Origin of the sequence: Corynebacterium breve (assembly GCF_030252165.1) — a bacterium.
Taxonomy (GTDB): domain Bacteria; phylum Actinomycetota; class Actinomycetes; order Mycobacteriales; family Mycobacteriaceae; genus Corynebacterium; species Corynebacterium breve.
In genome coordinates this window covers 1,626,798-1,639,507 of sequence record NZ_CP126969.1, presented here as the reverse complement: position 1 = coordinate 1,639,507, position 12,710 = coordinate 1,626,798, and the positions used below count along the sequence as shown (strand labels likewise).

Here is a 12,710-nt window from a genome sequence, read left to right as displayed (position 1 = left end):
TGGGCGCCACACCCTGCCGTCAGTTTTCTGGAACAATTGGACACGAAAGAAAATAACTTTCTAGTCCTAGAGGAGACAATCAGTGGCTGACATCATTCATGCATTTGCACGTGAGATTATGGATTCCCGCGGTAACCCAACTGTAGAAGCAGAGGTGTTCCTGGATGACGGTGCTCACGGCATCGCAGGCGTACCTTCCGGTGCGTCCACCGGTGCTCACGAGGCACACGAGCTTCGCGACGGCGGCGACCGCTACCTGGGCAAGGGTGTGCTGAAGGCAGTCGAGTTTGTCAACGAGGAAATCGCTGACGAAATCGCAGGCTTCGAGGCTGACGACCAGCGCGCAATCGACCAGGCAATGATCGACCTTGACGGCACCGAGAACAAGTCCCGCCTCGGCGCAAACGCCATCCTCGGCGTCTCCATGGCAGTAGCAAAGGCCGCAGCTGAGTCCGCTGGTCTGCCTCTCTACCGCTACGTCGGTGGCCCTAACGCACACGTTCTCCCAGTCCCAATGATGAACATCGTCAACGGTGGCGAGCACGCTGACTCCGGCGTGGATGTCCAGGAGTTCATGATTGCTCCAATCGGCGCAGAGACCTTCTCCGAGGCACTTCGCATGGGTGCAGAGGTCTACCACAACCTGAAGAAGGTCATCGGCGACCGTGGCCTGTCCACCGGCCTTGGCGACGAGGGCGGCTTCGCTCCTTCCGTCGACTCCACCAAGGAAGCGCTCGACCTGATCCTCGAGGCAATCAAGAAGTCGGGCTACGAGCCTGGCAAGGACGTCGCACTCGCACTCGACGTCGCATCGTCTGAGTTCTTCGAAGACGGCAAGTACAACTTCGAAGGCGGCCAGCTTTCCACCGACGAGATGATCAAGGTCTACGAAGGCCTCGTCGCCGAGTACCCAATCGTCTCCATCGAGGACCCGCTGGACGAAGACGACTGGGACGGTTACGTCAAGATGACCGAGCTGCTGGGCGACAAGATCCAGATCGTCGGCGACGACTTCTTCGTCACCAACCCGAAGCGTCTTGCAGAAGGCATCGAGAAGAAGGCTGCAAACGCTCTCTTGGTTAAGGTTAACCAGATCGGTACTCTGACCGAGACCTTCGACGCTGTCGACATGGCTCACCGCGCAGGCTACCGCTGCATGATGTCTCACCGCTCTGGCGAGACCGAGGACACCACCATTGCTGACCTCGCTGTCGCACTCGGCTGTGGCCAGATCAAGACCGGTGCACCTGCCCGTTCCGAGCGTGTTGCTAAGTACAACCAGCTGCTGCGCATCGAGCAGGAGCTCGGCGACGCTGCTGTCTACGCAGGCAAGTCCGCTTTCCCACGCTTCGAGGCTTAAGCCCTGAACCAACTTGACCCCGCCGCGGTTCCTTTCGGAGCCGAGGCGGGGTTTCGTCACTTCTGAAGTCGTGAATTTGGTCCAGCGAGTGACCATTTCGCCTACTTCGCTCAAACTGGCCTTTACAGACCGGCCTTTACCGACAAGCCCGAACTCCGTCACTCGGTAAAGGCCATTCTGTAAAGGTCACTTTGGCCTAGGGGCCGCCATCGACCGCCATCGACCGCCATCGACCGCCAGCCGCTTCTGCTCCAACGTGTCCTTACCCGTGCCCGAAAGCATCCCGCGTACACTTAGTAATCACTATGGCCACATCTTCCACATCAGACACCGGCGCCAAGCGCAGACCCCGCCGCACCCCAACTTTGGTGCCGGTGGCTAGTCGTGATGCAGAGAAGAACCTGCCAAAACCGAAGAAACTCGACAACCGTTTCAGCTTGAAAGGCGACATTGTCGGTATCACGATCATCATTACAGTGGTCCTGATCGTGCTCATCGCGATCGCGGTACCGCTCCGGACGTATTACGAAGGCCGCAGCGAGCTGGCCCGCCTGAACGAGTCGATCGTCGCTAAGCAAGAGCAGAAAAACGAGCTGATCGAGGATATCAACAAGTACAGCAACGAGGACTTCATTAAGCAGGAAGCCCGTCGCCGGCTCGGCATGATCGAGCCTGGTGAGACAGCGTGGCGCATCATCGATCCGCGCATGGACGACGATGCTGCCGTGACAACCGACCCCGAAGAGGATCCGGGGCCGGATCGCACGTGGGCCGAAGTGGCGTGGGATTCCCTGGCAACACCTGCAACTCCTGTTGTTGAGTAACCTGTGCGACAATAGTCGGCATGACTTCCAGCGAATCTAGTCTTGAGCAGGATTTGGACATCGTCCAGCAGCAGCTGGGGCGTCGTCCGCGTGGTGTGGTGGAGATTTCTTACCGCACGCCTGACGGCCAGCCCGCAGTAGTGAAAACGGTGCCTCGCCTCGATGATGGCACCCCGTTCCCAACCCTTTACTACCTCACCGAACCGCGCCTGACCGCGGAGGCATCGCGCCTTGAGGTCGCTCAGGTGATGAAATGGATGGAGGCTCGCCTCAGTACCGACAAAGAGCTTGCCGACGACTACCTCGCCGCCCACGAGCACTTCCTGGCGGAACGTAACAAGATGGAAGATTTGGGAACTGACTTTTCCGGCGGTGGCATGCCGGATCGCGTCAAGTGCCTGCATGTGCTCATTGCCTACGCTCTCGCGGAGGGACCACACCATTTCCGCCTGGGCACGGAAGCCGTGGCGCTGGCTGCCGACCACATGAACCTGCGGGGCACGGCGATTCCGCAGGACTGGCCAACAGTAGAAGAGCTTGGTATCAAAGATTCCGTAAACTTGGCCGTCGAGGAAGCAACGGGGGAGGCCCTGCTATGACGCGTGTTGCAGCTATTGATTGCGGAACCAACTCAATCCGCTTGCTGATTTCGGATGTTTCGGCGACCAAGCATGTTGAGATTGCTCGCGAGATGGAAATCGTTCGCCTCGGAGAGGGCGTGGATGCCACCGGTGAGCTGAACCCGAAGGCGCTCAAGCGCACTGAAGAAGCGCTGCAGCGCTTTGTTCAGCAGATGGAGTTTGAGAATGTGCAGGCTGTGCGCATGGTGGCTACTTCCGCTACCCGGGATGCGTCGAACCAAAAGGAGTTTTTCGATATGACCGCGCGCCTCTTGGGGCGCATTCAACCTGGCGCGGTGGCCGAGGTCATTTCTGGCGAGGAAGAGGCGCAGCTTTCCTTCCGTGGCGCGACGCTGGACATCGAAGACGATCGGGAGCCGTACTGCGTGATCGATCTAGGCGGTGGTTCGACGGAGTTTATTGTCGGCACCTCCGACGGTGAGATCATGGGGGCCCACTCCAACCAGATGGGGTGCGTGCGCCTGACTGAGCGGATGATGCTCTCTGACCCTCCAACTCTTTCGGAGCAGGACATCGCGCGCGATTTCGTCGCGGAGCGGCTCGAAGACACTTCGATGATTGTGCCACTGGCAAAAGCTCGTACCTTTGTGGGCTGCGCGGGTACCTTCACCACTTTGTCTGCGTTGGCGCAGGGGCTAGAGCGCTATGATCCGCGCGAGATCCACATGTCTGAGTTGAAGTTCCAGGCCCTTCGGCTGATTACGCAGCAGCTGATCGCTACGTCGTCGGCAGCGCGCGCGGCTCAGCCGGTGATTCACCCTGGGCGCGCAGACGTGATTGGCTCTGGTGCGGTCATTGTCGAAGAGATCATGACGGTGGTTCAAAAGCTCACCGGCATCGATTCCTTTGTGATCAGTGAAAAGGACATCCTCGACGGCATCGTCGCAGGCCTTGCTAGCGAACTCTAATCCTCGTCGGGTTCGAGGATGGCGTCGCCGATGTTCCGAGTGCTTCGGCCCCGGCGAAGATCCTTGACTTCCCTCATACGCGGATCTGGGTCGAGACGATCCGCGATGGCCTTACGGGTCGAGCGAACAACTTGCTGTGTCACAGGGGAGTTGACCGCTTTCGCGGTGGCATCTTTGATTTGGTGGTAGCGCTTTCGGCCGGCTTTTGTGCCGAGCACGTAACCGGCAGCTGCTCCGACGACGAATTGAATCATGGTCGCCATAATAACAGCGAGAAAATATCCATGTGTGGCACAGGTGGGGGTACGCGCAATTCTGAACAGCTGCATACTTTTGGTTGATGAGCTAATTTATCAATTATGTCTCATGCCAGCGATTTTGGTGCTTATCGACGACACCTCGTGTCGTCCATCATTGCTGTTTCGGCAGTGACACTCGCAGGCATCAAGGATGATCCCACTGACTATGTGTATGAAAGTGGCGTCGCGCAGCACTCAGTTGCCGAATCTTCCTAATTCGTCATACCACTGCTAGGCTCGAACGTATCAACCGAAAGTTTGATCCCTCGAGTTTTGTGGAGTAAGACGTGACAATCACCGCGCCGAAAGCACCGACCAAGAAGCGGAAGAAGGGCATTAGCGCCTGGGTGCCTAATCAGCACGGGGCGTGGGCAATGCTCATTTCGCCCGCGGCGCTGGGCCTTGTTGGCGCTGTTGTGGCGATGTCGCGTTCCAAAGATCTCACCTGGCACCCTTTCATTGCGGTGCCCGCGATTCTCGTTGCATGGTTCTTCGGCTATTTCGCTTTCTTCGCTTTCGGCTTGGTGGCCCGGGCCCGAACTGCGAGAAGGAAGAAACAGTACCTTGCCCCAGTGTTGGTATACGGCCCGGTTTCTCTGGTGGGGATCGTTGCGGCCCTTTTTGCGCAGCCTCAGTTGGTGTGGTGGGCCTTGTTCTTCGCGCCCTTGGTCACCCTAGCGGTGTGGGAGACGCTGCACGGGCGGGCTCGGTCCGTCGTTTCAGGCGTGTCGACGACCATCGCATCGGCTATCCTGCTTCCGGTTTTGGTGATGTCTGGTCAGAACACCACGATGGGCGAAATCGCTCTTCCGGCATGGGGGAGTGCGATCTTCCTTGCCCTGTATTTCACCGGCACCATCCCGATGGTAAAAACCATGGTGCGCGAGAAGGGGAACCAGCGCTTTTTCTACGGTTCCGTCGCGTACCATGTCATGGCGCTGGCGATTGTTGTGGCGCTGGTGGTCGTCGGTAAGGCTGGCGCTGTGGCGTCGGTGTTGCTGATCCTTACGATGGTGATTGCCTTGTTTCGGGCTTGGTGGCTGCCGGTTAGTGCGCGGCAGGGCCGACCGTGGACAGCCCGCACGGTCGGAATGGCGGAAGTGCCCGTCCTCCTAGTCGCCTGTGCCGGCGTGATCGCGACGCTGATCTAAATGTAGTGCTCGCGTGTGTCTTCTCGTTTGAGTATTTGGAAGAAACCGAGCTGCGCGGCTAAGCCGGCAAGCATTACCAGAATCATCGGAACGGCCGTGGTGCCGTTGCCAATTCCCGTTAGCGGAGCGACACCGGAGGCGAGGAGAAATTGGGCCGCTCCCATTAGCGCGGAGCCGGACCCACGGCGGTTGCCTGATGCTTCGAGCGCAATGGCAGAAGCATTCGGCATAATCAAGCCACAGGCGCTAACAAGCACGAAAAACCCGAGGATCATCGCCCACGAAGCCGTAGAAAGCGCCACGACACCAAAGGTCAGCCACACTACTGCCACGGCGGAGAGCACAAGGCCGAACCTCACGAGTCGGACAGAACCGAGGCGGGGCACCAGCTGAGCGCTGACAAGGTTCATCACCAATAGCATCAGCGAGTTCGTCGCGAATGTAATGGCGTATGCCGATGGGCCAAGGTTTCCGATGCGTTGAAGGACGAAGGGGGAGCCGGAGATATAGGCGAACATCACCAAAAACGTGGCAACGAACACCGTCAGCGGCGCCATGTAGCGCTTGTGAGCAACTAGCGCTGACATGTCGTGGAGCGAGGACTTTATACCTCCAGGGCGTCGTTCCTCGGCGGGAAGTGACTCTGGGACAAGAAACAGCGCGGCGGCAAAAAGCCCAGCCGACAGAATCGCAAGAAACCAGAACACGCTGCGCCATCCCAGAGTGGGCACAAGCACTCCACCGATGAGTGGGGCGACAAGAGGGGCGAGCGACTGGATCGACATCAACAAGGCGAATGCCTTGGCAACGCCAATGCCTCGGCCGAAATCGCCAACCGAGGCACGTGCAAGCACAACGCCCGCAGCGCCGAATCCTCCCTGCAAAATGCGCCCTACGATAAGCACCCAAATATTGGGGGCCAGTGCGCACACCACCGATGCCGCAGCAGCGCCGAGCAAGCCCGCTAGCATCAACTTTTTGCGCCCCATCTGATCCGACATTGGGCCGACGATGAGCTGCATCAACCCGAGTGCAAGCAGAAAGGCCGTGAGAGTGAGCTGAGTGAGGGAGGCGGAGGTGCCCAAATCCTCTGCGATTACGGGCAGGCCTGCCAGATAGGTGTCGATGGCAAAAGGAGCGAACCCACTGCACAGAGCAAGCGTGATCAGGATCGGGGTAGGGATAGCTCTCTCTGGCTTGCTGGCGCGCACGTGTGTCTCCTTGGGCTTGTGGTTCGCTAAGGATAACGAAAGAAAACCCGGGACAGATGCTGTCCCGGGTGATGGCTCCCGCAACTGGGCTCGAACCAGTGACCTATCGATTAACAGTCGATTGCTCTGCCAACTGAGCTATGCGGGATTAAGTTGTTTTTGTTGCGGTCTTGCTCTGTGCAACGTTTAGTTACTTTAGCCCGAAGCTTACAAACAACACAAATCGCGAGGTCATCTACTATTTTAAAATCGTTATTTACGTTTGTGTAATTCACATTCTTACTGGGATTTCGGCACGTGACTAGGCGATTGCTCTCTTCCTGTCCGGTGCAGATATAATCAACCAAGCAATTTCTTGCTCGGGGGCTATAGCTCAGTCGGTTAGAGCCGCGGACTCATAATCCGCTGGTCGCGGGTTCGAGCCCCGCTGGCCCCACATTTTCGCTTTGCGACGACATCGTTATCCCACGTTACGCCGCAGGTTATGATCCTTGTTATGGACACCTCACCCCTTGGAAAGCCCTCAGTATTTGCCCAGAGCTTGGCCTGGATTGGCGCAGTGAGTGGCATTGCCCTTATTGTCTATTCGCTCGTGGCGGCTGAGGGTCTGTGGGGCAGGCTCGGCGGCATTCTCGTCGGTCTGGCATTCATTGGTCCGGCAGCGTGGTGGTTTTACTGTGCTCAGCAAGACAAGAAAAAGGCGGCGCAGCACGAGGAAATCCTGCGCTCGCACCGAGAGTTAACAGCTCTGCTTGGCCCGGACACTCCTGAGCTCGTGCGTGGCATGGGGAGTGTCGAAACTCCCCAGCCGACAGATCGTCGTTGGCCGGTGGTGTCAGCAGGTGCGGCAGTTGCCTTGATCGCGGGCGCGGTGATGATGCCGGCTGGGGACCAACCTACAAACGACGTTTACCGAGATTGCACTGACGTGTGGAATGAGCTCGAACGTCCTCTGGAGGAAGGTGAACCCGGCTATGTTCGAAACCTCGACGCCGACACTGATGGAGTTGCTTGCGAAATCGACCCGCGCTAGCTGATCGCCTCCGGTTAGCTAAACCTCAAGAAAGTATGATTATATATACAACCTAGTTCTTTTCGGGAAGGTTGAACCATATGAAACTCTTGAAGACAATCGCTAGCGTTGCATTGGCAGGTGGGGTCATGCTCGCAAACGCAGGCGCAGCCCAAGCCCACGATTGCGCCGATGCGCGAGGGGAATATCAGAGAATTGAGTCTGACGAAGTCCAGTTCCGTCAGGCTGATCTTCACGCGACCGCTCGATATGTCGATGTCGAAATTGATTATGGTCCGATCATGCCGTGGTCGCCGTTTTCGGGGCTTCCGATAACGTCGAGTGTTTGGTTTTAGGCCTCGCCGATATAGACGTAGTTGTGGATGGTGCGGGGTTGTTCGTCGAGAAGCGTCTTGCGCCGGACGTCGGCGGCCCGGCGCATGCCTTTCGCCTCGTAGAACTGCCATGTGCAGTCGGAATCGGTGTACAAGAAAAACCCTGAGCGGTTGAGGCTGCGCAGGTAATTTTTGAAATTGTCGTACAACTTGGTACCGATTCCGGTGCCGCGGGCATGCTCATCGACGACAAACAACACCAACTCGGTATCACTCACAGCGTGCTGCTTTTTGGCATTGCGTAGGGCCTGTGCATAGGCAAGCTGCTCACCGAACCAGTCACGCAACACTCTACGGTTGCGAAATGCACTCGGCACAAGTTGTAGGACGTGTGACAGCATTTGGATTACACGCAGTGGTTGACCATCCACGCGGGGCTCCTTCGGCACGGAGCCGACGATGAGGCCGACGGGCTCGTCGTTAAGCAATGCCACTTGAGTCCAGGTAGCCCTGACCAAGGAGGATTGGAGGTATAACTCAAGGAAGCGATCGATGGTGAGCGGATCGGTGAAGCGCTGATCAACGCCGAAAGCCTCGTTGATGATCGAAATCAACGAGGCACCGTCGGTGGGACGGTAGGGGCGAAAAGTGATCGCGCTTTCGGTCATGCTTCAAGAGTAATGCCGATCGCGCCGGACCGCTGGGGAGGCTTAGATAGCTTTGAGCATTGCTTGAGCCATGGCCTTATGTCCCAGAGCGGTCGGATGGAACGGATATGCCTTTGTTACAGCACCGGTGAAGTCTACGTAGCGCTGGTTGACTGGCGCGCAGCCGGTGTGATCCTCGACGTTTGCTGGCATGACGTATGTTGCGCCATTGCGCTCGGCGGCTTCTTTGACAGCGGTGTTGAGTTCGTTGGTGAAATCGATGATCCACTCACGGTCGGGACGCGAAATGAACGCCAACTCGACACACGTGTCGCCAGCCGCGATGATCGGCAGGTATCCGCCCGTAATGACACGCGCGTTGGGGGCCTTCGTGTCGATCTCTGCGTAGACATCATCAAGTTTTGCGGGCAAGGCCTGTAGCTCGGCGCTCACGGTCTCGCTGAGTTCATCTTTGCAAGCCGACTGAGTAAAGCCTGTGATGTGTGCTTGGAAGCAATTCTTGATGTCCCAGTAGCCCAGATCATTCGCGCCGATGGTCAAAGTGATCAGGTCGGTCTCTTCGCTCAGTACATCAACCTGGGGCGGTAGGTAGGAGTCATCGTCCGGCTTGTACTGCCAACCGGTAATGCTGTCCGTCTCGGCGCCAGAGCAGGAAATATCTTGGCCTTGAACAAGTCCGGACGCCAAGATGTTGCCACCGTAATTGTCAGAGGAGCGATAACAATTTTCTGGACCAGTGTGTTCAACATCTTTCGATCCCAATGCTGCGTAGGAATCGCCGAGTCCGACGTAGTTCAGTCGGTCCTCCGGTGCAACAGGGGTTGGCTCGAATTCTTCGACCTCGCTTGACGACGACCCGTCGCCCGATCCGCTAGATCCGTCAGTAAGGAAAGATGAGCCGGATGCGAAAATAAGCCCAATGGCGGAGAAGATCACCATCAAACGTTGCAGAATCGTTGTAAAAATCATAGCTAGATCTTAGATACTGCCTAGGAACCTGTCTAATAAGAGATATATTTCTAATTATTCGCTCAGGAAACTCGCCGGTAGCGTGATGGGGAGGGTTGCTTCCTGCTACCCCCGGGGTTGAAAAGCTTCACGCCGGAAGCAAAAACACAGTACAAAGTGGTGGGCCAAGGGAAACCCCGCTATCCAGGGCAGCGGTTAGCGGGGTTAACTGATCGGTGAGGTTTGATTTAGATGGCGTCCAGCATTGCCTGAGCCATCACGCGGTGACCCAAAGCAGTCGGGTGGAATGGGTAGGCGCCGGTATTGGTTCCGAAGAAGTCAACATAACGCTCCTTGTAAGGCGCGCAGCCAGTGTGCTCCTCCACATTGTCAGGCATGACGTAGGTTGCGCCGTTGCGCTCTGCTGCGGCCTTCACCTCAACATTGAGTTCGTTGGTGAAATCGATGATCCACTCGCGGTCCTTTTGAGAGATCAGCGTAATCTCAGTGCAGTTGTCCTCCGGCGCAAGAAGTGGCATGTATCCGCCGGTGATGATGCGTGCATTAGGAGAGCGATCCTTGATCTGGGTGTAGACATCATCGAGCTTCGCTGGAAGCTTGGTGAGCTCAGTCTCCACATTTGGGCCGTGCTTGGTTGCGCAGTCGGACGGGGTCATGCTCATGATGTGGCCCTGGAAACACTGGAATACATCCCAGTAACCAAGGTCGTTTGCTCCGATGGTCAAGGTGATGAGTTCGGTATCCGCCTCGAGTTGATCAATCTGTGGCGGTAGCAGTGAGTTGTCGTCTGGCTTGAACTGCCAGCCGGTGATGCTGTCGGTTTCTGCGCCAGAGCAGGAAATGTCTTCACCTTCAACGTGACCCGAACCGATGATGTTGCCACCGTAATTGTCGGTGGAGCGGTAGCAGTTAGCTGGGCCGGTGTGTTCCACATCGGTCGATCCTAGGGCAGCGTAAGAGTCGCCGAGGCCGACATACTTCAGTAGTCCAGGCTCTTCGGTTGGCTCGGTCGGCTCTACCGTGGTGGTTTCCTCGGAGGTCGGCTCTGCCGTGGTGGTTTCCTCTTCGGTGGTGGTTTCCTCGGAGGTTGGCTCTGCCGTGGTGGTCTCCTCGGAGGTGGTTTCCTCGGAGGTTGGCTCTGCCGTGGTGGTCTCGTCCTCGGTGGTGGTTTCCTCGGAGGTCGGCTCTACCGGAGTGGTCTTGTCCGGAGTTGGCTTTGCTGACGTTGAAGTCGCAGTAGTAGTGGTCGGGACGGACGAAGTAGGTGGAGGGAGCGATGGTCCCGAGAACACCATGAAGGCGACGGTGACAATCGTGGAAACGATGCGAGAGAAGACAGGTAAGAAGAACATGGCTAAATACTAAATGCTCTGGAAAGAATCTGCGAGCTAAGTGTAGATAATTGAAATTTGTGTACACTTCGCTGTGAAAAGCGTCAATATGGAGAAAAGGGTCAGGTCATTTAGTTTTCGATGGGGGTAGGCGACTAATCCTGCGGCAGTGGAATCAGCAGAAGTGGGCAAAAGTGGAAGTTGCAAACATGAGTTGTCTGTTCTTGTGATGTTTCTAATCCCAGTCATTGCGCAACGACTGCAATCTCCAATCTGAGTCAAATGCAGAGAAAATAAGAGAAAGTGCGACTATTCTCAGGAAGGTGCGTCAAAGTGGCGCACAGGCAATCGTCGGCAAGTGACAGCTTTCTCTATGACCAGTTGAAAGTAACGCTGGGGCTTGAGCGTCGATAGCTCTAGGTGAAGTCATAATCAGAAAGTGGAAGAAAGACTATGAAGATTTCTCGCAGCATCGTAGCTATCGCCAGCGCGTGTGCGCTCACCTTTGCAGGGGTTGGCGCAAACGTGGCTTACGCGGCGGAACCAACACAGAACACAACCGTGACCACGCAGGAAGATACCGAAGATGCTTCGGGATCCTCGGCGCTGTCCAGTGAACTCGGTGACGTGGAACTGGAAGACCAGGGCGACTTTGGTCAGGGGAGCTCCGATCTGGTGAAGGCGGAAGCGGGTCCGTTCGCGCCATTGCTTCTCAAGCTGCTGCCTGCGCTGAACTCGCTGCTGAGCCTTCTTGATGTCATCGTTGATGCGCTGGGCTTCGCGTTCACACCAAGCTTGCTTGGAAAGTAAAACACCGTAGCGTGCTCAGATCTATCGCGGCCTTACACCAGAGGTCGTGATGGACCAAGCTTGCGAAATCCTGTCGCGAACGATTTCGGCCCTGTGGCAGTGAGTATGATCCGCTTCCAGGATTCACTGACACTCGCAGTCGCTAGATGCTTAGCGACGAAGCGCATCCGGCCGGGCAGAGGGGTTGGGTAGCGCGGGCGGAGAATCATCCGAACAGTAGGATGATCGTTTATGAACCTCTCCAAGTACTTCGAGAACTGGCCTGTCAATGACGTAGCGGCTGCGGTCGTAGGCTCGACGGAAGCTGAACATGGCGACGTGGACAGGATCTTTCACCTAATGAGCGTGACCAAACTTTTCTCGGCTTACGCGTTTCTCATGGCGGTGGAAGAGGGAGTATTCGAGCTCGACCAGCCCGCCGGCCCCGAAGGCTCAACAGTGCGCCATCTCCTGGCCCACGCATCGGGAGTCGGATTTGCCTCGCGAGAGCAGGAGCGCCCTCTGGGGGAGCGTCGCATCTATTCTTCCGCAGGGTTCGAGTGGCTCGCGGACATCTTGGAAGAGGAAACCGGCATAGCGATGCGTCACTATGCGCGCGACGGCGTATTTCGCCCGCTCGGGATGGATGACACCGCTATCTATGGTTCGCCGGGCCATGACGGTCGATCGACTGTTGCTGACATGGAGAAGTTTGCCCGCGAGCTGCTTCAGCCCACCTTGCTGCACGAATCCACTGTGCGTGAAGCGTTTACTCCACAGTTTCCGGAACTCCGCGGTCTTGTCCCAGGCTATGGCATGCAAAAACCGTGTCCGTGGGGCCTTGGATTCGAAATCCGTGGACGAAAGGCCCCGCACTGGATGGGTACTGGCGTGCCGGAAGAAACAGTGGGCCATTTTGGGATGGCGGGAACCTACTTGTGGGCTGTTCCGTCCTGGTCGGATCACGAATTGGCAGGTACAGCTGCGATTTGTTTGACTAACCGCCAGTTTGGCAACTGGGCCAAGCCGCTGTGGGAGGACACCAATACGTCGCTTGCCGACGAGCTCCTAACCCTCAAGTAGAGCTTGATTAAACGGGGGATCAAGTGTTACTTGAGGGTTGCCGGTGGTGGTCGTGTGGGGTGAGAATACTTCTGAGGCCGTTGGGGAAGACGAACCTCGTCTCACACCGCTGAGCAAAGAATGCAGCTC

15 protein-coding genes and 2 tRNA genes are annotated in these 12,710 nt (G+C 56.9%); 11 read left to right on the top strand and 6 right to left on the bottom strand.

Features of this window, described 5'->3' with window-relative positions; genetic code table 11:
• Window positions 1–82 precede the first annotated feature (82 nt).
• The 4 genes from eno (at window position 83) to QP027_RS07970 (ending at window position 3,733) form a co-directional block, all read left to right on the top strand.
• Window positions 83–1,360 carry a phosphopyruvate hydratase gene (gene eno, locus QP027_RS07985; RefSeq protein WP_284823882.1) on the top strand — a complete coding sequence of 426 codons (1,278 nt, stop codon included), beginning with the start codon at window positions 83–85 and terminating at the stop codon, window positions 1,358–1,360.
• 305 nt (window positions 1,361–1,665) lie between these two features.
• Complete coding sequence (locus QP027_RS07980; protein WP_284823880.1) at window positions 1,666–2,184, top strand: septum formation initiator family protein; 519 nt, start codon at window positions 1,666–1,668, stop codon at window positions 2,182–2,184.
• Window positions 2,185–2,204: 20 nt separating this feature from the next.
• A complete protein-coding gene (locus tag QP027_RS07975) occupies window positions 2,205–2,783 on the top strand; it encodes a DUF501 domain-containing protein (RefSeq protein ID WP_284823879.1) in 579 nt (192 codons plus the stop codon).
• Entirely contained in the window at window positions 2,780–3,733 is a 954-nt protein-coding gene (locus QP027_RS07970) for a Ppx/GppA phosphatase family protein (protein WP_284823877.1), read from the top strand. Before QP027_RS07975 ends, QP027_RS07970 begins: the two co-directional genes overlap by 4 nt.
• Here QP027_RS07970 and QP027_RS07965 read toward each other — a convergent pair.
• A complete protein-coding gene (locus tag QP027_RS07965) occupies window positions 3,730–3,987 on the bottom strand; it encodes a hypothetical protein (RefSeq protein WP_284823875.1) in 258 nt (85 codons plus the stop codon). The genes QP027_RS07970 and QP027_RS07965 overlap by 4 nt on opposite strands.
• Before the next feature lie 105 nt (window positions 3,988–4,092).
• Between QP027_RS07965 and QP027_RS07960 the strand changes: the two genes are divergently transcribed.
• A complete protein-coding gene (locus QP027_RS07960; protein ID WP_284823873.1) occupies window positions 4,093–4,248 on the top strand; it encodes a hypothetical protein in 156 nt (51 codons plus the stop codon).
• Between the two features lie 71 nt (window positions 4,249–4,319).
• Window positions 4,320–5,183 carry a YwiC-like family protein gene (locus QP027_RS07955; RefSeq protein WP_284823871.1) on the top strand — a complete coding sequence of 288 codons (864 nt, stop codon included), beginning with the start codon at window positions 4,320–4,322 and terminating at the stop codon, window positions 5,181–5,183.
• Here QP027_RS07955 and QP027_RS07950 read toward each other — a convergent pair.
• Both QP027_RS07950 and QP027_RS07945 read right to left on the bottom strand, forming a co-directional pair.
• A complete protein-coding gene (locus QP027_RS07950) occupies window positions 5,180–6,394 on the bottom strand; it encodes a multidrug effflux MFS transporter (RefSeq protein ID WP_284823870.1) in 1,215 nt (404 codons plus the stop codon). The two genes, QP027_RS07955 and QP027_RS07950, sit on opposite strands and share 4 nt — an antisense overlap.
• 72 nt (window positions 6,395–6,466) lie before the next feature.
• Window positions 6,467–6,542, bottom strand: a tRNA-Asn gene (locus QP027_RS07945).
• Window positions 6,543–6,756: 214 nt separating this feature from the next.
• Between QP027_RS07945 and QP027_RS07940 the strand changes: the two genes are divergently transcribed.
• The 3 genes from QP027_RS07940 to QP027_RS07930 all read left to right on the top strand — a co-directional run bounded on the left by QP027_RS07940 (window position 6,757) and on the right by QP027_RS07930 (window position 7,762).
• A tRNA-Ile gene (locus QP027_RS07940) sits at window positions 6,757–6,830 on the top strand.
• A gap of 60 nt (window positions 6,831–6,890) precedes the next feature.
• The gene (locus QP027_RS07935; protein WP_284823869.1) at window positions 6,891–7,427 is read left to right on the top strand and encodes an excalibur calcium-binding domain-containing protein; all 537 of its coding nucleotides are present in this window, start codon (window positions 6,891–6,893) and stop codon (window positions 7,425–7,427) included.
• Window positions 7,428–7,507: 80 nt separating this feature from the next.
• Complete coding sequence (locus tag QP027_RS07930; RefSeq protein ID WP_284823868.1) at window positions 7,508–7,762, top strand: hypothetical protein; 255 nt, start codon at window positions 7,508–7,510, stop codon at window positions 7,760–7,762.
• On the opposite strand, the gene QP027_RS07925 is transcribed toward QP027_RS07930, so the two are convergent.
• From QP027_RS07925 to QP027_RS07915, 3 genes are all read right to left on the bottom strand, one after another.
• Window positions 7,759–8,409, bottom strand: coding sequence for a GNAT family N-acetyltransferase (locus QP027_RS07925; RefSeq protein ID WP_284823867.1), 651 nt, complete (start codon window positions 8,407–8,409; stop codon window positions 7,759–7,761). The genes QP027_RS07930 and QP027_RS07925 overlap by 4 nt on opposite strands.
• A gap of 42 nt (window positions 8,410–8,451) precedes the next feature.
• Window positions 8,452–9,378 carry an SGNH/GDSL hydrolase family protein gene (locus QP027_RS07920; protein ID WP_284823865.1) on the bottom strand — a complete coding sequence of 309 codons (927 nt, stop codon included), beginning with the start codon at window positions 9,376–9,378 and terminating at the stop codon, window positions 8,452–8,454.
• Window positions 9,379–9,605: 227 nt separating this feature from the next.
• Complete coding sequence (locus tag QP027_RS07915; RefSeq protein ID WP_284823863.1) at window positions 9,606–10,730, bottom strand: SGNH/GDSL hydrolase family protein; 1,125 nt, start codon at window positions 10,728–10,730, stop codon at window positions 9,606–9,608.
• Window positions 10,731–11,162: 432 nt separating this feature from the next.
• Between QP027_RS07915 and QP027_RS07910 the strand changes: the two genes are divergently transcribed.
• On the top strand, window positions 11,163–11,519 hold the full coding sequence (locus tag QP027_RS07910) for a hypothetical protein (RefSeq protein ID WP_284823862.1): 357 nt from the start codon (window positions 11,163–11,165) through the stop codon (window positions 11,517–11,519).
• A gap of 231 nt (window positions 11,520–11,750) precedes the next feature.
• A complete protein-coding gene (locus QP027_RS07905; protein WP_284823860.1) occupies window positions 11,751–12,581 on the top strand; it encodes a serine hydrolase domain-containing protein in 831 nt (276 codons plus the stop codon).
• Window positions 12,582–12,710 lie beyond the last annotated feature (129 nt).